We start from the raw sequence: 19859 nt of genomic DNA on the forward strand, positions 1-19859 counted from the left end.
GCTTCGGCTAGCGGAGGGTGTTGACCGCCGCGGCGGCCGCCGCCGGCTTGTCCTTCACCGGCTTCGGGATCGCCCCGCAGAACTCGCCCTCAAACATGTTCTCGAACGGCGGGCTGTCGTTGAGCCAGTCACCGTTGATGTTGAAGGTGAGCATGTGCTTGCCGTCGCGCGTGCCCGCGGACCCGCTGAGGGAGCCCCAGACGACGCCGTCGTGCCCGTACACCTGCACGCCGCAGGTCAGCTTGCGGGAGATGATGCCGAGGCCGTAGGTGTAGTGCTCGCCCGTCTCGACGGTGGTGAGCATCTCGTCCAGCTGCTTCTTCGGCAGCAGCTTGCCCTGCAGGAGGCTGCTGTAGAAGCGGTTGAGGTCGCCGCTCGTGCTCACGACCTCGCCCGTGGCGCCGGACCAGGACGGCCGGTACTCGGTGGCGTCGTAGATCTCCGGGCCCGGGTCGGGCACGTAGAGCTTGGAGTAGCCGACCGGGTGCGGCGCCGGCAGCTTCGGATCCGTGCCGGGGAAGGTGGTCTCCTTCAGGCCCAGCGGCTTGACGATGCGCCGCTCGGCCTCGCGGGCGTACGGCTTCCCCGTCGCCTTCTCGATGATCATGCCGCCGAGCACGAAGTTGGTGTTGGAGTACCGCCAGCCCTTGCCGGGCTCGAAGTCCGGGCCGTACTTGATGCCCATGGCGACGATCTGCTCGGGCGTCTTGATGTCGTACCGGTGCTCGAAGAACCCCTGGCCGTTCATCTGCTCGTTCCACTCGGGCGTGGACACCATGTCGTGCACGCCGCTGGTGTGGTTGAGGAGGTGACGGATCGTGATCTTGTCGGCGTCGTAGCCGTTGCCCTTGACCACGCCGGGGAGCCACTTCTCGACGGAGTCGTCGATGCTCAGCTTCCCCTCCGCTTCCAGCTGCAGCAGGACCGTCGCGACGAAGGACTTGGTGATGCTGCCCGCGCGGAAGTGGTCGGCGGCCGTGCGCTTGCGCTTCGTGGCGGTGTCCGCGTAGCCGGCGGAGCCGGACCAGGTGCCCTTGGGCGTCAGCGTCCCCGCGGCGACGCCGGGCATGCCGGCGGCGGCGAGGCCGTTCAGGGCCTCCTGGGTGGCGGCGTGGCTCTCGGCGCCGGCCGGGGCGTCCGCCGCGGCGGCGGCCGGGCCGATCGCGGTGGCCGCGAGCGTGGTGGCCGTGAGGGCCACGAGGGCCGCTCGTACGGTCTTTGACGCGCGCTCGGGCATACGGGTCTTCGGCATGCGGGTCCCCCCTGGGATGATCATGTGCAGGTAAGCATAGGCTAACCTCACTTAGCGCAGGGGTCACGGTGGCGGTCCACCGAGTACAGGTAGCTGTCCGGGAACTGCTCCGCCGCCAGCGTCCGGCCCACGATGATGACCGCCGTGCGGACCACCCCCGCCGCCGCGACCTTCTCCGCGATGTCGGCGAGCGTCCCGCGCAGGACCAGTTCGTCCGGGCGGCTGGCCATCGCGACGACGGCGGCCGGGCAGTCGGCGCCGTAGTGCGGGAGGAGCTCCGCGACGACCTCGCCGGTGTAGCGGGCGGCGAGGTGCAGGACGAGCAGGGCGCCGCTGCGGCCCAGGGTCGCGAGGTCCTCGCCGGGGGGCATGGGGGTGGCCTGGCGGGCGATCCGCGTGAGGATCACCGTCTGACCGACCGTCGGCACGGTCAGCTCACGGCCGAGGGCGGCGGCCGCCGCGGCGAAGGCGGGGACGCCCGGCACGATCTCGTACGGGATGCCGGCCGCGTCCAGGCGGCGCATCTGCTCGGCCACGGCGCTGAAGACGGAGGGGTCGCCGGAGTGCAGGCGCGCCACGTCGTGACCCGCCTCATGAGCCCGGGTCAGCTCCTCGGTGATCTGGTCGAGGGTCAGGCCGGCGGTGTCCACCAGACGGGCGTCCGGGGGGCACTCGGCGAGGAGTTCGCGCGGGACGAGGCTGCCCGCGTAGAGGCAGACGCCGCAGCGGCCGAGGGTGCGGGCGCCGCGCACGGTGATGAGGTCGGCGGCGCCGGGGCCGGCGCCGATGAAGTACACGGTCACGGGGCGGGGTCTCCTGTCGGTGGGGAAGTCGGTGCCGGGGCGGGTTTCACCACGGACCACTGAGTCACCGGCATGGCCTGCCTCCAGCCCGTGAAGCCGCCCACGGGGACCGCCTGGGCGACCGACAGGCGGGTCAGCTCGCCGCCGGCGCGGCCGTACCAGTAGGTGAGCAGCGTCTCGGATTCGAGGGTGACCGTGTTGGCCACCAGGCGGCCGCCCGGGGGCAGCGCCTCCCAGCACGCGCCCAGCAGGCCGGGTGAGGTGAGGCCGCCGCCGATGAAGACGGCGTCGGGGACTTCCAGTTCCGCCAGTGCCGCGGGGGCCGCGCCGGTGACGACGCGGAGGCCGGGGACGCCCAGTTTCTCGGCGTTGCGGGTGATGCGGGCCGCTCTTGCGGGGTCGCGCTCGATGGTGACGGCGCGGCAGGTGCGGTGGGTTCGCATCCACTCGATGGCGATCGAGCCGGAGCCGCCGCCGATGTCCCAGAGGAGTTCGCCGGGGGCGGGGGCGAGCGTCGCGAGGGTGACTGCTCGTACGTGTCGCTTCGTCAGCTGGCCGTCGTGCTCGTAGGCGTCGTCGGGCAGGCCGGGCGTGAGGGGGAGGCGGGGCGCGCCGGGGGCGCGCCGGCAGGTGACGGCGATGACGTTGAGGGCGTCGCCGGGTGCGTGGTGCCAGTCCTCGGCCGTGCCGTCGAGGCGCCGTTCGGCCGGGGAGCCGAGCTGTTCCAGGACGGTCATGCGGCTCGGGCCGTAGCCGTGGTCGCGGAGGTGCGCGGCGACCTCGGCGGGGGTGCCGGCGCCCGAGCTGAGGACCAGCAGGCTCCGGCGGTCGTGGAGGGCCGCGGTGAGCGTCGCCGGGGGGCGGCCGACGAGGCTCACCACCTCCGCCTGCTCCAGCGGTATGCCCAGGCGGGCGCAGGCGTACGAGACGGAGGACGGGTGCGGGAGCACGTGCAGCCGGTCGGGGCCGACGGTTTCGGCGAGGGTGCGGCCGATGCCGAAGAACATGGGGTCGCCGCTGGCGAGCACGCAGACGCGGCGGCCGGCGTGCGCCGCGAGCAGGCCCGGGACGGCCGGGCGGAGGGGGGAGGGCCAGGGGACGCGTTCGGCGGGGCAGGCGGCGGGCAGCAGGTCCAGCTGGCGGGGGCCGCCGATGATCACCTCGGCGGCGCGCAGCGCCTCCTGGGAGGCGGGGGCGAGGCCGGACCAGCCGTCGGCACCGATGCCGACGACGGTGACGGGGGCGGGGCTCACGGGGCTGTCACCTCGGCGTTCGCTGCGGGCTGGGGCACGGGAACTCTACTGACCGCGGGCGGCGGCGCGGCATGCGGGCCCTTATTGCATATGCTGTGCAATTGCGAGAAGAAAGCAGGAGGTGCGGCGTGGTGCGTTCGCCGGTGGTGCTGGGGATCGAGTCGTCCTGCGACGAGACCGGCGCCGGTCTGGTGCGGGACGGGAAGCTGCTGGGCCACGCGGTGGCCTCCAGCATGGACGAGCACGCGCGCTTCGGCGGCGTCGTCCCCGAGATCGCGGCCCGCGCGCACGTGCACGCGGCCGCGCCCGTCGTGCACGCCGCCCTCGCCGACGCCGGGCTGACGATGCGGGACATCGGCGCCGTCGCCGTGACCACCGGGCCCGGCCTCTCCGGCGCGCTCCAGGTGGGCCTGGCCGCGGCGAAGGGGCTCGCCTACGCCCTGGATGTGCCGCTGTACGGGGTGCACCACCTCGCGGGGCACGTGGCCGCGGACACGCTGGAGCACGGGCCGCTGCCCGACCCGTGCATGGTGCTCATCGTCTCCGGCGGGCACACGTCGCTGCTGCTCGTACGGGACCTCGCGCGCGACCCGATCGTGCACCTCGGCGACACGCTGGACGACGCGGCGGGCGAGTGCTTCGACAAGGTGGCCCGGGTCTTCGGGCTGCCCTACCCGGGCGGGCCCGCCGTGGACCGGGCGGCCCGGGAGGGCGATCCGGGGGCGGTGCCGTTCCCGCGGCCGCTCACGGGGCCGCGGGACGATCCGTACGCCTTCTCGTTCTCCGGGCTGAAGACGGCCGCCGCGCGGTGGGCGGAACAGCACCGCGCTGCCGGGCGGGCGCTGCCGGTCGCGGACGGGGCGGCGTCCCTGCAGGAGGCGGTGGCCGACGTCCTCACGCGCAAGGCGGTGGCCGCCTGCGTCGAGCACGGGGTGGGAACGCTGGTCGTCGTCGGCGGCGTCGCCGCCAACTCCCGGGTGCGGGCCCTGGCCCGGCAGCGGTGCGCCGCCGCGGGCGTCGAACTGCGGGTGCCGCCGCTGCGGCTGTGCACGGACAACGGCGCGATGATCGCCGCCGTGGGCGACCTCCTGGCCCGCGCGGGCGCCCCGGCGGCTCCCCTGCACGTCTCGATCGACCCGTCGGCCCCGCTGGAGTACGCGACGCTCCATCCGGTCGCGCGACGCGTCATGGCGTAGCCGGGGCGGAGGGTCCGGCACCGCGGCGGTGCCGCCCGGCGGCAGGCCCGTCCGGCACCGCCGGCCCCCTGCGTGGGGGCTCATCGCCGCCGCGGCGGAAAAGCTGTCGAGCTCCGGCCGCATCACTTCCGCCGCTACGGCGAGCAACCACGGCTGTGATCTCCGGCAGTGCCGAACCCGCAGTTCACTCCGGAGCGAGCCCCGAACCCACGACCGGCCCCGGCCCGCGCACTTCTTCCGCCGCCACGGCGAACAACCACCACGGCGGCAATCGGCGGTGCCGAACCCACAAGGCGCCCGCGGCAACCCGCCGCGCCCCCGGGTCACTCCCCGATCGTTCGGACCCCGGCGAAGCCGACCCCGCCGCCGAGCGTGACGCAGTCACCCTCGTACCGCGTACGGATACACGAAGCCGCGCCCTGCGCGATGGTGAGGTCGCGCTGGAGCGCCGCGGTGAGGGAGAGCGCCGCCGCCCCCGTCGCCTCGTCCTCCGCGATGCCGTCGCCACGGCGCGGGAAGCCCCGGGCGCGGACGCGGCCCGTCGGCTCGTGCTGCCAGGACCAGGCGTAGAGCCAGCCGTCGCCGGGCGGCGGGGCGGGGAGGGCGTCGACGTCCGCGGGCAGGGCGTGCTGCTGGAGGAGGCGGCCCGCGGCCCAGGAGGCGCGGGCGCGGATCCACGTGGCGCCGTCCGCCGTCCAGGACGGCACGTCGCCCGCGGACGGCCGCAACACGTCGGCCGCGTACCCGTGCTGCCGCAGGTGCCGGGCCACGCCCACGAGCGGGTGCCCGGCGAAGGGCAGGCGCCCGCTGGGGGTGAAGATGTCGACGACCCCGCGCGCGGCGTCGTCGACGAACACCGTCTCGCTGAAGCCCAGCCCGGCGGCCAGCCGCTGCCGCGCGGCGGGGCCGGGGACGGCCGGGCCGTCGTGGACGACTCCGAGGAGGTTGCCGCCGGAGCCGTCCGGGCCGGTGAAGACCCGCAGGACGCGGACGTCCACGGCCGGCGCCTTACCAGCCCGCCGGGCGGTAGTCCTTGAGGAAGCAGCCGTACAGGTCCTCGCCCTGTTCGCCGCGCACGATCGGGTCGTAGACGCGGGCCGCGCCGTCGACGAGGTCGAGGGGGGCGTGGAAGCCGGCCTCGGCGAGGCGGACCTTGTCCGGGTGGGGGCGCTCGTCGGTGATCCAGCCGGTGTCGACGCTGGTCATGAGGATGTTGTCGGCCTGGAACATCTCCTGTGCGCTGGTGCGCGTGAGCATGTTGAGCGCGGCCTTGGCCATGTTGGTGTGCGGGTGGCCCGCACCCTTGTAGCCGCGGCTGAAGACGCCTTCCATGGCGGAGACGTTGACGACGTACTTGCGGCGGGCGGCGGACGCGGCCATCGCCGGGCGGAGCCGGCTGATCAGGATGAACGGCGCGGTCGAGTTGCACAGCTGCACTTCGAGCAGTTCGACCGGGTCGACCTCGGAGACCGTCTGCACCCAGCTGTTGCTGTCGTGCAGGTCGGGTACGAGCCCGCCCGCGTCGATGGCCGTGCCCGCCTCGATACGGGCGAGCGAGGCCGAGCCGCTGACGAGCGCGAGATCGGTGACGTCCTGCGCGCTCAGGCCGCCGTCGCGGGCCGACGGCAGCGCGGCGACGGAGTCCACGGAACCGCTGCCGAAGGTGCCGATCACCTCGGCGGCGGGCAGCTCGCCCGCGGGCAGCGGCGCGGACTCGGCGGCGACCAGCTCGCTGTACGCGCGCGGGGAGCGGCGTACGGTCTGGGCGGCATTGTTGATCAGGATGTCGAGGGGGCCCTCGGCCGCCACGGAGTCGGCGAGGGCGACCACCTGCGCGGGGTCGCGCAGGTCTATGCCGACGATCTTGAGGCGGTGCATCCACTCGTCGCTGTCCGGCATCGCCTTGAAGCGGCGGATGGCGTCGTTGGGGAAGCGCGTGGTGATCGTGGTGTGCGCGCCGTCGCGCAGCAGCCGCAGCGCGATGTACATGCCGATCTTGGCGCGGCCGCCGGTGAGCAGTGCGCGCCGGCCGGTCAGGTCCGCGCGGGCGTCGCGGCGGGCCCGGTTCTCGGCCGCGCACGCGCGGCAGAGCTGGTGGTAGAAGGCGTCGACCTCGACGTAGCGGGACTTGCAGGTGTAGCAGGAGCGGGGGCGCTCCAGGATGCCCGCTATCTCGCCGAGCGTGCTGGAGCTGGGCAGGATGCCCTGCGTCTCGTCGTCGATGCGGTCGGCGGAGCCGGTGGCGGTGGCCTCGGTGACGGCGCGGTCGTGGGCGGTCTTGGCGGCGCGCCGCTCCTGGCGGCGGCGCTGCTTGACCGTGCGGTAGATGCCGGACGTGGCGCGGCGGATCGCGATCGCGTCGGGGTGGTCGACGGGCAGTTCGTCGAGCTCTTCGAGCACGCTCAGGCAGATCGCCATGCGCTCGGGGTCGATGCCCGACCCGTACTCCTCCGTTGCGTCCACGCCTTCGCGGCTGCCTTCAGTGACCTCGGTGACCGTCATCGCCGCTGTTGTTTCCCGGTTCGTCTGTTCGAATGAAGCTTCCAGGAAACTGTACGTACGCAGCCACGGTGGCACCAAACGTGCAGGCGTGAGCCGTGCGACACAGGCTCCGCACCCGGCACCCGCGCCCCACTCGCGCCTCAAACATCACATACCACTTATTGGGTCTTCCGGGTTAATTACCTCTTTCAGTGTCGATAACGCCTCAACCCCCCTCGTTACACCGGACACAATTGCCGCTCACCACCCATGAGAAAGGTCTAGCCATGTCGCGTATCGCCAAGGCCGCCGTCCTGACCGCTGCTGCAGGCGTCGCCGTCACCGGCGCCGCCGGAGTCGCCTCCGCCAGTGCGGGAGCGAGCGGCGCGGCCGTCGGCTCGCCCGGCGTCATCTCCGGCAACACCATTCAGATCCCGATTCAGGTCCCGATCAACCTGTGCGGCAACACGATCGACATCATTGCCCTCCTGAACCCGACCTTCGGGAACACCTGCGTCATCGCCGGCTAGTGAACCCCGCGCCCAGGTGGGACCACCGGACCCACCTGCGCGGTAGGCGCGGGAGGGGTCACAGTCAGCCGCCGGAATCCTGACCTGCGCTTTCGTGGCGCCCATCACGCTCGTCGTGGTGGGCGCCACGGCCGTTCCCGGCGTCCTCCCGCCCGCTCTCGCCGTCCTCCGCCACCGCGCGGCCGGACCGCTGGGCGCCGGGGAGGTCGGGTATCTCCACGACCGGCGGGAGGTCGGGGGTCAGGTGCGTGTGGCCTGCGGTCATCGTCGGTGCCTGCCTTATGAGGGGGAACGGGAGAGGGGGGCGAGGGGTCAGCCCGGGGCCGGGGTGTGCCGGGCCGTCGCGGGGGCGAGGAGTTCCTCGCGCAGCCGTGCGCAGGTCCGGCTGAGGATGCGCGATATCTGCATCTGGGAGACGCCCAGCCGCGCGCCGATCTGTTTCTGGGTGAGGTTGCCGAAGAACCGCCAGTACAGGACGTACCTCTCCCGCTCGGAGAGCGTGCCGAGCAGCGGCTTGAGGGACTGCCGGTCGACCACCAGGTCCAGCGCCGGGTCCAGCCCGCCGAGGGTGTCGGAGAGCGGGAGGTCGCCCGCGCCCTGCACGGGGTGGTCCAGCGACAGCGTGTTGTGCACGCCCTCGGCGGCCAGGCCCCGGAGCACCTCGTCCTCCGTCAGGCCGCACTCGGCGGCGAGCTCGGCCGGGCGGGGCCGGGTGCGGGCGTCGCGCTGGCCGAGGGCCGTCTGCGCGGCCCGCACGGCGGTGCGGAGCTCCTGGTCCCGGCGGGGGATGTGCAGCGACCAGGCGTGGTCGCGGATGTGCCGCCTGAGCTCGCCGGCGATCGTGGGCACGGCGAAGGTCTCGAAGGCGTGGCCGAGCCGCGGGTCGTACCGGTCCACCGCGTTGACCAGCCCCAGCGCCGCGACCTGCCGCAGGTCCGCGGGGGTCTCTCCGCTGCTGCGGAAACGCAGGCTGATGCGCTCCGCCATGGGCAGCCAGGCGGCGATGAGCTCCTGCCGCAGCCGGTCGCGCTCGGCGCCGGCCGGCAGCTCCGCCAGGCGGGCGAAGGAGGCGGCGGTGTCGGGGGCGTCGCGGTTGCGCCGCCGCGCGGCCCCCCGGTCCATGGTCGTCGTCCGGTCCATGGTCACAGTCCTCCTCGCTCCTGAGCAAAAGGAGTGCCTGCCGGCCGGAAGCACCTTCCGGATAGTTGCGGCTGCCCTCGCGGGACATCCGCAAACAGGTCGGCGGATCACCTCCGCGGGGCCGCGGGGGCGGCGGCCGGGAGGCCGGCCACATGCCCAAGGATCACCCGGGCGGACCGGTTCCGCGACTTGGCGCAGCCAATGCGTGACGGAGGGTGACACTTCGCCCGGGGCAGGGCCCATCGGCGCCCAAAGGTGGCCGGACCGGCCCTACGCGCCGTCCGCCGGCGGATGGCAGCGTGTCCGGTGCCCGGCCGCGGGCGTTTGGCGCGCCCGGCGGCGGGTACCCGGCACCGCGTCCCGAGGAGGCCGTATGCCCGAGCACGCCGACCGCACCGCCGGACCGGGAACGGGCGGGCCTCCGGGCCCGCAGCCGGACGGACCCTCCGACGCCGAACTGACCGCGCTCGACGCCCACTGGCGCGCCGCCAACTACCTGGCGGCCGGACAGATCTACCTGCTGAGCAACCCGCTGCTGGCCGTCCCCCTGGAGCCCGAGCACATCAAGCCCCGCCTGCTCGGCCACTGGGGCACCTCGCCCGGCCTCAACCTGGTCCACACCCACCTCAACCGCGTCGTCAAGGCGCGCGGGCTGAACGCCGTCTGCATCTGGGGGCCGGGGCACGGCGGCCCCGCCGTGCTCGCCAACGCGTGGCTGGACGGCAGCTACGGCGAGGTCTACCCGGACGTGAGCCGGGACGCCGACGGCATGGAGCGGCTGTTCCGGCAGTTCTCCTTCCCCGGCGGCGTGCCCAGCCACGTCGCCCCGGAGACCCCCGGCTCCCTCCACGAGGGCGGCGAGCTGGGCTACTCCCTCGCCCACGCCTACGGGGCCGCCCTCGACAACCCGGATCTGCTCGTGGCCTGCGTGGTCGGCGACGGCGAGGCCGAGACCGGCCCGCTGGCCGCCTCCTGGCACGCGAACAAGTTCCTCGACCCGGTCCACGACGGCGCCGTCCTGCCGGTCCTGCACCTCAACGGCTACAAGATCGCCAACCCCACGGTGCTCGCCCGGCTGCCCGAGGCCGAGCTGGACAAGCTCCTGCGCGGGTACGGCCACGATCCGGTCCACGTCACCGGCGACGACCCCATGGAGGTGCACCGCGCCCTCGCCCGCGCCATGGACCGGGCCCTGGACCACATCGCGACCGCCCAGCGCGTCGCCCGCGAGGAGGGCGTGACCGGCCGGCCGCACTGGCCGCTGATCGTGCTCCGTACTCCCAAGGGCTGGACGGGCCCGCGCGAGGTCGACGGCGTGCCCGTGGAGGGCACGTGGCGCTCCCACCAGGTGCCGCTCGCCGGCGTCCGCGACAACCCGGCGCACCTGCGGCAGCTGGAGGCCTGGCTGCGCTCGTACCGGCCGGAAGAGCTCTTCGACGAGGAGGGGCGGCCGCGCCCCGAAGTCCTCGCGCACGTACCGGAGGGCGGCCGGCGGCTCGGCGCCAACCCGCACGCCAACGGCGGCCTGTTCACGCGCTCCCTGCCCGTCCCGCCCCTGGAGCACTACGCGGTGCCCGTCGACAAGCCGGGCGCCGCCCTGCACGAGCCGACCCGGGTCCTCGGCGGGCTGCTGGCCCAGATCATGGCCGACACGGCCGGCAGCCGTAACTTCCGCGTCGTCGGGCCGGACGAGACCGCCTCCAACCGGCTCGACGCCCTCTACGCCGCCACCGGCAAGGCGTGGCAGGCCGAGGAGCTGCCCACGGACGAACACCTCGCCCACGACGGCCGGGTGATGGAGGTGCTCTCCGAACACCTCTGCCAGGGCTGGCTGGAGGGGTACACCCTCACCGGCCGCCACGGCCTGTTCTCCTGCTACGAGGCGTTCGTCCACATCGTCGACTCGATGGTCAACCAGCACATCAAGTGGCTCAGGACCGCGCGGACCCTGCCGTGGCGCCGCCCCGTCCCCTCCCTCAACTACCTGCTGACCTCACACGTCTGGCGCCAGGACCACAACGGCTTCTCCCACCAGGACCCCGGCTTCGTCGACCACGTCCTCAACAAGTCGCCCGAGGTCGTGCGCGTCTACCTGCCGCCGGACGCCAACACGCTGCTGTGCGTGGCCGATCACGTGCTGCGCAGCCGCGACTACGTCAACGTGGTCGTCGCCGGCAAGCAGCCCTGCTTCGACTGGCTCGGCCTGGAGGCGGCCCGCGCGCACTGCGCCCGCGGCGCGGGCGTGTGGGAGTGGGCGGGCACCGAGACCGGCGACCGGCCCCCGGACGCCGTCCTCGCCTGCGCCGGCGACGTCCCCACCCAGGAGGTGCTGGCCGCCGCCGACCTGCTCCGCCACGAACTGCCCGGGCTGGCCCTGCGGGTCGTCAACGTCGTCGACATGACGCGGCTCCTGCCGCAGGAGGAGCACCCGCACGGCATGCCGGACCAGGAGTACGACGCGCTGTTCACACCCGACAGGCCCGTCGTCTTCGCGTACCACGGCTATCCGTGGCTGGTCCACCGCCTCGCCTACCGGCGCGCGGGCCACGCCAACCTGCACGTCCGCGGCTACAAGGAGGCGGGGACGACGACCACCCCCTTCGACATGGTCGTCCGCAACGACCTCGACCGCTACCGCCTCGTCATGGACGTCATCGACCGGGTGCCGGGCCTGGGCGTGCGCGCGGCGTCCGTACGGCAGGCGATGGCCGATGCGCGGACGCGGCACCACGCGTGGATCCGCGAGCACGGGGTGGACATGCCGGAGGTCGCGGAGTGGAGCTGGCGAGGCTGACGGGGGCGGCCCGCCGGCGTCCGTGACGTGCGTCACCGCGGCGAAACCTTGACGCCCCGGTCGTGTAATCGATTACCTGACCCGCACAGCAGCCGCACGAAATCGATTACACGACCGGGGCCGGGAGGCGCAGCGCCATGGCGAACATCAAGGACGTCGCCGAGCGGGCCGGCGTCTCGGTCGCCACCGTCTCCCGCGTCCTCAACGGCCGCTCCCCCGTCGCCGAGACCCGCGAGCGCGTGCTGGCCGCCGTGGCCGAGCTCGGCTACCGACCCAACGTCGTCGCCCGCTCCCTGCGCACCGCGCGGACCCGCACGCTCGGGCTCGTCATCAGCGACCTGCGCAACCCCTTCTTCACCGAACTGGCCGACGCCGTCGAGCAGGAGGCCCGGCGGCTGGGCTACAGCCTGATCATCGGCAACGCCGGCGAGAGCACGCGGCAGCAGGACGACCACATCCGCACCCTCCTCGACCGGCGCATCGACGGCCTGCTGGTCAGCTCGGCGGGCACCGGCTCGCCGATGCTCCGCGAGGCCGCCGAGGCCGGCACGCCGCTCGTGCTCCTCGACCGCACGGTGCCGGGCGTCGCCGCCCCCTGCGTCCGGGCGGAGGGCCGGGCCGCGCTGACGGAGCTCGCGGCGCACCTGGCGGCGCTGGGACGGCGCCGGCCGGCCGTCATCGTCGCGCCGGCCGGGACGCCCGTCGGGGACGAGCGCCTGGAGGTGTTCCGGGCGGCCCTCGCCGCCCACGGCATCGCCCTGCCCCCGGAGCGCGCCGGCGCCTCGCCGGACCTGCGCCCGGAGGGCGGCCGGCAGGTGATGCGGCGGCTGCTGGACCTCCCGGAGCCGCCGGACGCCGTGCTGGCCACCGACAACCTGATGGCGCTCGGCGCCCTGGACGAGATGCGGGCGCGGGGGCTGCGCGTCCCCTCCGACGTAGCCCTCGTCGCCTTCGACGACGTGGCGTGGTTCGCCCACCTCGACCCGCCGCTCACGGCCGTCGCCCAGCCGACGCGCGCGCTGGGCGAGGCCGCCGTCCACGCGCTGCTGGAGCGGATCGAGGGGCGCGAGGCCCCGTCCGTGCTGCTCCCCGCCCGGCTCGTGAAGCGCCGCTCCTGCGGCGAACCGGCAACCCACTGACATCAGGAGACAGGAGAGGGGCAGCGCATGACCGGCGTCAACGACGACGTTCCGGACGGCCGCGAGCTACTGCGGGTCGAGGGCGTCACCAAGGCGTTCCCGGGCGTCCGGGCCCTGGACGGCGTCGACCTGACCCTGCGCGCGGGCGAGGTGCACGTGCTCCTCGGCGAGAACGGCGCCGGCAAGAGCACCCTCATCAAGATGCTCGCCGGCGTCCACCGGCCCGACACGGGCCGCGTCCTGGTGGCCGGCCGCGAGGTCGCCGTCCGGTCCGCGCAGGACGCGGAACGGCTCGGCATCGCCACCATCCACCAGGAGTTCAACCTCGTGCCCGGCCTGACCGTCGCCGAGAACATCTTCCTGGGCCGCCAGCCGCGCACCCGCCTCGGGCTGATCGACCGGCGCGCCATGCGGGCGCGGGCCGCGGAACTCCTGCGCCGCGTGCGCCTGGACGTCTCCCCCGCCGCCCCGGTCGCGGAGCTCGGCATCGCCCGCCTGCAGATGGTGGAGATCGCCAAGGCCCTGAGCCTCGGCGCCCGCGTCCTGATCATGGACGAGCCGACGGCGGTGCTCACCTCCGAGGAGGTGGGCACGCTCTTCGACATCGTCCGCGAGCTGCGCGACAGCGGCGTCGGCATCGTCTTCATCACCCACCACCTGGAGGAGATCGCGGCGCTCGGGGACCGGGTGACGGTCCTGCGCGACGGCCGCTCGGTCGCCGAAGTGCCCGCCACCACCGGCGAGGACGAGCTGATCCGGCTGATGGTCGGCCGCGACATCGCCGAGCAGTACCCGCGCGAGCGGCCCGCGGAGCCCGGCGCGCCGCTCCTGCGCGTGCGCGGGCTGACCCGCGAACCCGCCTTCCGCGACGTCGGCTTCGACGTCCGGGCCGGTGAGGTCGTCGGGTTCGCGGGCCTGGTCGGGGCGGGCCGCACGGAGGTGGCGCGGGCGCTGTTCGGCGTGGACCGCTATGACGCCGGGACCGTCGAGGTCGACGGCCGGGCACTGGCGCGCGGCGACGTCCGGGCGGCGATGCGGGCCGGGCTCGGGCTCGTCCCCGAGGACCGCAAGGGCCAGGGCCTGCTGCTGGACGCCTCGCTGGGCGACAACCTCACCCTGGCCCGGCTGGAGCGGGACACCCGGGGCGGCTTCGTGGACCGGCGCGGCCAGCGGCGGGAGGCGGCCGCGGTCGCGGAGCGGCTGAAGGTGCGCATGAGCGGCCTGGAGCAGTCCGCGCGCACCCTCTCCGGCGGCAACCAGCAGAAGATCGTCATCGGCAAGTGGCTGCTGGCCGGGGCCCGGCTGCTGATCCTCGACGAGCCGACGCGCGGCATCGACGTCGGCGCGAAGGTCGAGATCTACCGGCTCGTCAACGAGCTGACGGCGGCGGGCCACGCGGTGCTGATGATCTCCAGCGACCTGCCCGAGGTGCTCGGCATGAGCGACCGGGTGCTGGTCATGGCCCAGGGCCGGATCGCCGGGGAGCTGGCGGGCGAGCGGGCCACGCAGGACGCCGTGATGGAGCTGGCCCTGCGGCCGGCGAACGAGGGCAACACGTACGAGGCGAGCGCGATGGAGGGCTCCGATGTCGGCTGAGGTGCTGCGGGCGCCCGGGAGCAGTGCCCCCGGGCAGTGGTTCGCGAGGGCGGTGCTCCGCAACGGCCCGCTGGGCGGGCTGATCGCCCTGGTCGTGGTGATGGCGGTGCTGTCCCGGGACTTCCTGAACGGGCAGAACCTCCTCAACGTGGGCGTGCAGGCGTCGGTGACGGCGATCCTGGCGTTCGGCGTCACGTTCGTGATCGTGTCGGCGGGCATCGACCTGTCCGTCGGCTCGGTCGCCGCCCTCTCGGCGACCGTCGTGGCGTGGTGCGCGACGAAGGAGGGCCTGCCCGTCTGGCTGTCGGTGCTGCTCGGCCTGGCCGTGGGCGCCGCGGCGGGGCTGGTCTCCGGCGCGCTCGTCGCGTACGGGAGGCTGCCCGCGTTCATCGCCACCCTGGCGATGCTCTCGGTCGGCCGCGGCCTGGCCCTCGTGATCTCCGGCGGCTCCCCCATCGCCTTCCCCTCCGCCCTCGGCGGGCTCGGCGGCACGCTCGGCGGCTGGCTGCCCGTGCCGGTCCTCGTGCTGGCCGCCACGGGAGCGCTCGCGGCGCTGGTCCTGGCCCGTACGTACACCGGCCGGGCGATGTTCGCGATCGGCGGCAACGAGGAGGCGGCCCGGCTGTCGGGGATCGACGTCCGGCGCCGCAAGCTCGTCATCTACGCGCTGTCCGGGCTGTTCGCGGCCGTGGCCGGCATCGTGCTGGCCGCCCGGCTGACCTCCGCGCAGCCGCAGGCCGCGGTGGGCTACGAGCTGGACGCCATCGCGGCCGTGGTGATCGGCGGGGCGAGCCTGTCGGGGGGCTCCGGCAAGGCGTCCGGCACGCTGATCGGCGCGCTGATCCTCGCGGTGCTGCGCAACGGCCTCAACCTGCTGAGCGTGTCGGCGTTCTGGCAGCAGGTGGCGACGGGCCTGGTCATCGCGCTGGCCGTGCTGCTGGACACGCTGCGGCGCCGGAGCGCGCGATGAAGCGCGTCCCGGCGGTGACGGCGGCGCTCACCGCGGCCCTGGCCCTGTCCCTGTCCGGCTGCGACCGCGGCGGGAACACCGACCTCGGGCTCGCCCTGTCGACGATGAACAACCCCTTCTTCGTCGGCATCAAGGAGGGCGCCCGGGCGGAGGCGGAGGCCCGCGGCCTGAAGATCAACATCACGGACGCGCAGAACGACCCCATCCAGCAGATCAACCAGGTGGAGACGTTCACGAGCCAGAACGTCAAGGCCGCCGTCATCAATCCCGTCGACTCCGACGCGGCGGTCCCGGCCGTGGGCGTGGCCAACCGGGCGAAGGTGCCGGTGATCTCCATCGACCGGGGCGTGAACGGCGGCCGGGTCGGCTCGACGATCGCCTCCGACAACGTCGAGGGCGGGCGGCTGGCGGCCAGGACGCTCGCCGAGTCCCTCGGCGGCCGGGGGAAGGTGGCGTTCCTGGAGGGGCAGCCGGGGACGTCGGCGGCGCGCGAGCGCGGCAAGGGCTTCGAGGAGGGCATCAGGGCCTACCCGGGCATCGAGGTCGTGGCGCGGCAGCCCGCCGACTTCGACCGCACCAAGGGCATGGACGTGATGGCGAACATGCTCCAGGCGCACCGGGACCTCGTAGGCGTCTTCGCCGCGAACGACGAGATGGCGCTCGGCGCGGCCAAGGCCCTGGGCTCCGCTTCGGGCAAGAGGGTGAAGGTCGTGGCCTTCGACGGCACGCCGGACGGGATCGCCGCCGTCCGGACCGGGACGCTGACCGCGACCGTCGCCCAGCAGCCGCGGCTGCTGGGCCGGCAGGCGGTGGACTGGGCGGTGAAGGCGGCGCGGGGCGAGCGGCTGCCGGCCCGGGTGAAGGTGCCGGTCGTGCTGGTGACCAAGGAGAACGCGGACGGATTCGATGGGTGACGAGAAGATGTACGACGTACTGGTGGTGGGGTCGGCGAACGCGGACCTGACGGTCCGGGTGGAGCGGCGGCCCGGCGCGGGCGAGACCGTGCTGGGCACGGATCTGGTCGAGTCGGCGGGCGGCAAGGGCGCCAACCAGGCCGCCGCGGCGGCCCGTCTCGGCGCCCGGACGGCGCTGCTGGCCAAGGTCGGTGACGACGCGTTCGGCGAGCTGCTGCTGGCCGGGCAGCGCGAGGCCGGCACGGAGCTGCGGCACGTGCTGGTCGAGGCGGGCGCGCGGACGGGCACGGCGATGATCGTGGTCGGCCCGGACGGGGACAACAGCATCGTGGTGTCGCCGGGCGCGAACGCCCGGCTCCTGCCGGAGGACGTCGAGGCGGCGCGGGACGTCATCGCCGCCTCGGCCGTGGTCTCCCTGCAGCTGGAGGTCCCGCCCGCGACCGTGCGGGCGGCCGCCGAGACGGCCCGGGACGCGGGCGCGCGCGTCGTGGTCAACCCGTCGCCGGCGCCGGACCGGCTGGACACCGAGGTCCTCACGGCGGCCGACCCGCTCGTCGTCAACGAGCACGAGGCCCGGCACCTGACGCAGCTCGTCGACGGCACGCCGGAGGCGTGGGCCCGTGCCCTGCGCGACCAGGGCGCCCGCTCGGTCGTCGTCACCCTCGGCGCCGAGGGGGCGCTCGCCCTGGAGGCGGGGGCCGGGGAAGCGGTGGCGGTGCCCGGCGTCAAGGCCGAGGCCGTGGACACCACGGGCGCCGGGGACGCCTTCACGGGCGCGCTCGCGGCCCGGCTGGCGGCGGGCGCCTCGCTGGCGGAGGCGGCGCGCTTCGCCGTACGGGTCGGCGCCGCGTCCGTGACCCGGCCGGGTGCGCAGCCGTCGTACCCGACCCTGGCGGAACTGCCCCCGGAGCCGGGACAGTTCACCTGATCCCGGGCACGAGTCCGTCACCCGCCGGGTGAACCGCCTGCCCCGGCGGGTGAAGCATTTGTGACGGGAATTGTGCGGGCGCCATAGGCCGGGTGGGGTGAACGCACCAGGAGCGGGGTACGTGGGTGCCCGACCTGTCCGTACGAGCCGGAGGTGCCCGATGCGCCTGATGCGCCGCCAAGTCGCCGCCGTGGCCGCTGCCGCCGCCGTGGCCGCCACTGCCGTCGCCGTCGCCCTGCCGTCACCGCAACCCGCCGCGGCCGACGGGGAGAAGGCCCTCGCCTGGACCGCGGTGCACCGCACCGGCAGCCCGCCCGAGCACCCCAGGGAGGGCGACACCTGGGCCGTCTACGCCGACTTGAAGGGCCCGTCCGGCGAGTCCGCCGGGGACGGCAGCGCCGTCTGCACGGTCGTCCTCACCCGGTACGAGGGCGTGGTCGCCCAGTGCCGGTACGTGCTGCGCGGGACGGACGGCACCCTGGTCCTGGAGTCCATGGAGAACCGCTTCGGCCGCGGCCCGTACAGCGCCGACGCAGCCGTCGTCGGCGGCACGGGAGCGTACGCGGGCGCCAAGGGCGAGGTGCGGCTCACCGTCGAGAGCCGGCGCACGCTCTACCAGGTCCGCCTGAAGTAGCCCGGAACGTCCGTGAGACGGCCCGGCGAGGCCCTGTCACGGTCCCGGGACGGCAGGAGGCGCCGGGACCGCGCGGGCGATGAGGAGGGCCACGTCGTCCTGGTCGTTGCCGGGGCGCAGGGACGTCAGGAGGAGGTCGCAGGTGGCCTCCAGGCCTGCGGGGGCGTCCTCCAGGACGGTGAGGAGGGCTTCGAGGCGGGCGTCGATGGCCTCGTCGCGGGTCTCCACCAGGCCGTCGGTGTAGAGGACGAGGCCGTCGCCGGGCGCGAGGTCGACGGCCGTGTTCTCGAAGGGGATGCCGCCGACGCCCAGCGGGGCCCCGGCGGGGAGGTCGACGAGGGCCGGGGGCCGGCCGGGGCGGAGGTGGACCGGGGGGAGGTGGCCGGCGTTGGCCACGCAGCAGCTTCCGCTCCGCGGGTCGTACACGGCGTAGAGGCACGTCGCGATCATCTGGTCGAGACCACTGGCGGTGTGGTCGAGGTGGTGCAGCACCCGGGCCGGGTCGAGGCCGAGCTGGGAGAGGGTGCGGGCGGCGGTGCGCAGCTGTCCCATGGCGGCCGCGGCGTTGATGCCGCTGCCCATGACGTCGCCGACGACCAGGGCGCTCTTCTCGCCGTCCTGCGGGATCACGTCGAACCAGTCGCCGCCGACCCTGCTGGCGGTGCCGGCGGGCTGGTAGCGGCAGGCGATCTCCAGGCCGGCGGGGTCCTGGGGCCGCTGGGGCAGCAGGGTGCGCTGGAGGGTGAGGGCGGTGGCGCGCTCGCGCTGGTACCAGCGGGCGTTGTCGATGGAGACCGCGGCGCGGGCGGCGAGCTCGGCGGCGAGGGCGGCGTCGTCCTCGCCGAAGGGGAGCGGGTTGGCGATGCGCTTGAGGTCGAGGGCGCCGAGCACCTCGCCGCGGGCGATGAGGGGCACGGCCATGTAGGAGTGCAGGCCGGCGCGGGCGAGCAGGCGGGCCGCGTCGGCGTCGCGGGCGATCTCCGGCAGGTCCTCGGCGTGCACGCGGGAGACCCTGACCGGGCGGCCGGTGCGCACGCAGCGGGCGACGAGCCGGTCGTGGTCGTACTTGGCGATCCGGCCGGGCGGGTCGGCGGCCCGCACGGCGTCGGCGCAGGCGGCGGCCGTCGTGTCGTCCGTGCCGCGCGCGGCGGCGACGGCCAGGGCCCGGAAGACCGCGGCGCGGCCCGCCGGGGTGCCGGCGCGGTCGCCGTCGACGACGCTGTCGAGGACGTCGACGGCCGCGACGTCGGCGAGCCGGGGCACCACGACCTCGGCGAGCTCGCGCGCGGTCTGCTCCAGCTCCAGGGTGGTGCCGATCAGCACGGAGGCGTCGGCGATGAGCGCGGTGCGGCGGCGGGCTTCCTCAAGGGTGCGGTGGCGGTCGGTGACGTCGACGAGGGAGGTGGCGACGCCGAGGACCTGGCCGCCCGGGTCCTCCAGGCGGTAGTACGAGATGAGCTGGGCCTGCTCCTCGCTCGCGCCGCCGCCCTCGTGGCCGACGGCGAACCGGTCGAGCAGCGGGGTGCCGGTGGCGAGGACCTCGCGCATGGCCGCCTCGATGGCGCCGGTGTCCGCGCGGGGCAGCACCTCGCGGACGGTGCGTCCGGTGCACTGCTCGGCGCGCAGGCCGTAAATGCGTTCGAGGGCGGGGTTGACCATGACGTAGCGGAAGGAGGTGTCGAGGACCGCGAGGCCGATCGGGGACTGGGTGACCAGGCCGAGGGACAGGGCGAGGTCCTGCTCGACCTTGCGCAGGACCTCCCGGTCGGTGGCGATGCCGAGGGCGAAGAACTCGCCGTGCCGGTCTTCCAGGCGCACGTTGCGGAACTCCACCAGCCGGGTGCCGCCGTCCTTGTGGCGGGCGGGGAAGACCACGGCGAAGGTCTCGCCCTCGCCCATGACCTCGGCGAACAGCTGCAGCACCGCGTCGACGTCGTCCTCGGCGACCAGCAGCCGGGCGGCGTACTGGCCGAGGGCCTCGGCCGCGCTCCAGCCGAAGAGCTGCTCGGCCTGCGGGCTCCACAGCACGATCCGGCCCTCGCGGTCCAGCACTCCGGCGGCCACGCCGAGCACGTCCAGCAGGCTGCCCGGGACGTACGGCGCACGGCCGGAGGTCTGCTGGACGGGGCGGGCCCGGAATGCGTCGGTCGCGCCCATCGAGGACCTCCTTCCGCCCGCCGCAGCGACTCCATGGTCTCTCCGAACCGGGCGGGCGCGCAGCCGCGGGCG

General features: G+C 74.4%; 17 protein-coding genes. 9 read left to right on the forward strand and 8 right to left on the reverse strand.

The features are described 5' to 3' along the window. Positions 1-7: 7 nt before the first annotated feature. The 3 genes from B7P34_RS02735 to cbiE are packed head-to-tail and all read right to left on the reverse strand — an operon-like array spanning position 8 to position 3308. Positions 8-1252 carry a serine hydrolase domain-containing protein gene (locus B7P34_RS02735; protein ID WP_106674136.1) on the reverse strand — a complete coding sequence of 415 codons (1245 nt, stop codon included), beginning with the start codon at positions 1250-1252 and terminating at the stop codon, positions 8-10. Between the two features lie 47 nt (positions 1253-1299). Beyond that, on the reverse strand, positions 1300-2055 hold the full coding sequence (cobM, locus tag B7P34_RS02740) for a precorrin-4 C(11)-methyltransferase (protein ID WP_106674137.1): 756 nt from the start codon (positions 2053-2055) through the stop codon (positions 1300-1302). Next, a complete protein-coding gene (gene cbiE, locus B7P34_RS02745; RefSeq protein WP_106674138.1) occupies positions 2052-3308 on the reverse strand; it encodes a precorrin-6y C5,15-methyltransferase (decarboxylating) subunit CbiE in 1257 nt (418 codons plus the stop codon). The genes cobM and cbiE overlap by 4 nt, the downstream gene beginning before the upstream one ends. Positions 3309-3439: 131 nt before the next feature. On the opposite strand from cbiE, the gene tsaD reads away from it, so the two are divergent. Then, the gene (gene tsaD, locus B7P34_RS02750) at positions 3440-4504 is read left to right on the forward strand and encodes a tRNA (adenosine(37)-N6)-threonylcarbamoyltransferase complex transferase subunit TsaD (protein ID WP_106674237.1); all 1065 of its coding nucleotides are present in this window, start codon (positions 3440-3442) and stop codon (positions 4502-4504) included. A 323-nt stretch (positions 4505-4827) separates the two neighbouring features. Here the strand turns inward: tsaD and B7P34_RS02755 are convergent, their stop codons facing one another. Together B7P34_RS02755 and B7P34_RS02760 are read right to left on the reverse strand one after the other, a co-directional pair. Next, a complete protein-coding gene (locus B7P34_RS02755; RefSeq protein ID WP_106674139.1) occupies positions 4828-5502 on the reverse strand; it encodes a PhzF family phenazine biosynthesis protein in 675 nt (224 codons plus the stop codon). Between the two features lie 10 nt (positions 5503-5512). Further along, a complete protein-coding gene (locus B7P34_RS02760) occupies positions 5513-6922 on the reverse strand; it encodes an SDR family NAD(P)-dependent oxidoreductase (RefSeq protein ID WP_223267453.1) in 1410 nt (469 codons plus the stop codon). Between the two features lie 350 nt (positions 6923-7272). Between B7P34_RS02760 and B7P34_RS02765 the strand changes: the two genes are divergently transcribed. Next, the gene (locus tag B7P34_RS02765) at positions 7273-7515 is read left to right on the forward strand and encodes a chaplin (protein ID WP_106674141.1); all 243 of its coding nucleotides are present in this window, start codon (positions 7273-7275) and stop codon (positions 7513-7515) included. 64 nt (positions 7516-7579) lie between these two features. On the opposite strand, the gene B7P34_RS02770 is transcribed toward B7P34_RS02765, so the two are convergent. Together B7P34_RS02770 and B7P34_RS02775 are read right to left on the reverse strand one after the other, a co-directional pair. Further along, entirely contained in the window at positions 7580-7780 is a 201-nt protein-coding gene (locus B7P34_RS02770; RefSeq protein WP_106674142.1) for a hypothetical protein, read from the reverse strand. A gap of 47 nt (positions 7781-7827) precedes the next feature. Further along, positions 7828-8655: a SigB/SigF/SigG family RNA polymerase sigma factor gene (locus B7P34_RS02775; protein ID WP_223267429.1), complete on the reverse strand. Its 828-nt coding sequence runs from the start codon at positions 8653-8655 to the stop codon at positions 7828-7830. Positions 8656-9028: 373 nt separating this feature from the next. Here B7P34_RS02775 and B7P34_RS02780 point away from each other — a divergent pair, with 373 nt between their 5' ends. The 7 genes from B7P34_RS02780 to B7P34_RS02810 all read left to right on the forward strand — a co-directional run bounded on the left by B7P34_RS02780 (position 9029) and on the right by B7P34_RS02810 (position 17630). Further along, entirely contained in the window at positions 9029-11449 is a 2421-nt protein-coding gene (locus B7P34_RS02780; protein WP_106674143.1) for a phosphoketolase family protein, read from the forward strand. A gap of 137 nt (positions 11450-11586) precedes the next feature. Continuing rightward, positions 11587-12588, forward strand: coding sequence for a LacI family DNA-binding transcriptional regulator (locus B7P34_RS02785; protein ID WP_106674144.1), 1002 nt, complete (start codon positions 11587-11589; stop codon positions 12586-12588). Positions 12589-12615: 27 nt separating this feature from the next. After that, complete coding sequence (locus tag B7P34_RS02790) at positions 12616-14184, forward strand: sugar ABC transporter ATP-binding protein (protein ID WP_106674145.1); 1569 nt, start codon at positions 12616-12618, stop codon at positions 14182-14184. After that, positions 14174-15154 carry an ABC transporter permease gene (locus B7P34_RS02795; RefSeq protein ID WP_106674146.1) on the forward strand — a complete coding sequence of 327 codons (981 nt, stop codon included), beginning with the start codon at positions 14174-14176 and terminating at the stop codon, positions 15152-15154. Before B7P34_RS02790 ends, B7P34_RS02795 begins: the two co-directional genes overlap by 11 nt. Continuing rightward, positions 15151-16068, forward strand: coding sequence for a D-ribose ABC transporter substrate-binding protein (locus B7P34_RS02800; protein ID WP_106674147.1), 918 nt, complete (start codon positions 15151-15153; stop codon positions 16066-16068). Before B7P34_RS02795 ends, B7P34_RS02800 begins: the two co-directional genes overlap by 4 nt. Then, entirely contained in the window at positions 16061-16996 is a 936-nt protein-coding gene (locus tag B7P34_RS02805) for a ribokinase (protein WP_106674148.1), read from the forward strand. The genes B7P34_RS02800 and B7P34_RS02805 overlap by 8 nt, the downstream gene beginning before the upstream one ends. Before the next feature lie 169 nt (positions 16997-17165). Further along, complete coding sequence (locus tag B7P34_RS02810; protein ID WP_146166715.1) at positions 17166-17630, forward strand: hypothetical protein; 465 nt, start codon at positions 17166-17168, stop codon at positions 17628-17630. Between the two features lie 36 nt (positions 17631-17666). On the opposite strand, the gene B7P34_RS02815 is transcribed toward B7P34_RS02810, so the two are convergent. Continuing rightward, on the reverse strand, positions 17667-19787 hold the full coding sequence (locus B7P34_RS02815; RefSeq protein ID WP_106674150.1) for a SpoIIE family protein phosphatase: 2121 nt from the start codon (positions 19785-19787) through the stop codon (positions 17667-17669). Positions 19788-19859: the final 72 nt, after the last annotated feature.

The sequence above is a fragment of the Streptosporangium nondiastaticum genome (assembly GCF_003011965.1).
Classification (GTDB): domain Bacteria; phylum Actinomycetota; class Actinomycetes; order Streptomycetales; family Streptomycetaceae; genus Streptomyces; species Streptomyces nondiastaticus.

Bases quoted from the DNA above. Each gene is read 5' to 3' on its own strand.
- B7P34_RS02735 (WP_106674136.1), bottom strand. From the start codon at position 1,252: ATGCCGAAGACCCGTATGCCCGAGCGCGCGTCAAAGACCGTACGAGCG.
- B7P34_RS02760 (WP_223267453.1), bottom strand. From the start codon at position 6,922: ATGGCGATCTGCCTGAGCGTGCTCGAAGAGCTCGACGAACTGCCCGTC.
- B7P34_RS02765 (WP_106674141.1), top strand. From the start codon at position 7,273: ATGTCGCGTATCGCCAAGGCCGCCGTCCTGACCGCTGCTGCAGGCGTC.
- B7P34_RS02770 (WP_106674142.1), bottom strand. From the start codon at position 7,780: ATGACCGCAGGCCACACGCACCTGACCCCCGACCTCCCGCCGGTCGTG.
- B7P34_RS02775 (WP_223267429.1), bottom strand. From the start codon at position 8,655: ATGGACCGGACGACGACCATGGACCGGGGGGCCGCGCGGCGGCGCAAC.
- B7P34_RS02780 (WP_106674143.1), top strand. From the start codon at position 9,029: ATGCCCGAGCACGCCGACCGCACCGCCGGACCGGGAACGGGCGGGCCT.
- B7P34_RS02785 (WP_106674144.1), top strand. From the start codon at position 11,587: ATGGCGAACATCAAGGACGTCGCCGAGCGGGCCGGCGTCTCGGTCGCC.
- B7P34_RS02790 (WP_106674145.1), top strand. From the start codon at position 12,616: ATGACCGGCGTCAACGACGACGTTCCGGACGGCCGCGAGCTACTGCGG.
- B7P34_RS02795 (WP_106674146.1), top strand. From the start codon at position 14,174: ATGTCGGCTGAGGTGCTGCGGGCGCCCGGGAGCAGTGCCCCCGGGCAG.
- B7P34_RS02800 (WP_106674147.1), top strand. From the start codon at position 15,151: ATGAAGCGCGTCCCGGCGGTGACGGCGGCGCTCACCGCGGCCCTGGCC.
- B7P34_RS02805 (WP_106674148.1), top strand. From the start codon at position 16,061: ATGGGTGACGAGAAGATGTACGACGTACTGGTGGTGGGGTCGGCGAAC.
- B7P34_RS02810 (WP_146166715.1), top strand. From the start codon at position 17,166: ATGCGCCGCCAAGTCGCCGCCGTGGCCGCTGCCGCCGCCGTGGCCGCC.
- B7P34_RS02815 (WP_106674150.1), bottom strand. From the start codon at position 19,787: ATGGGCGCGACCGACGCATTCCGGGCCCGCCCCGTCCAGCAGACCTCC.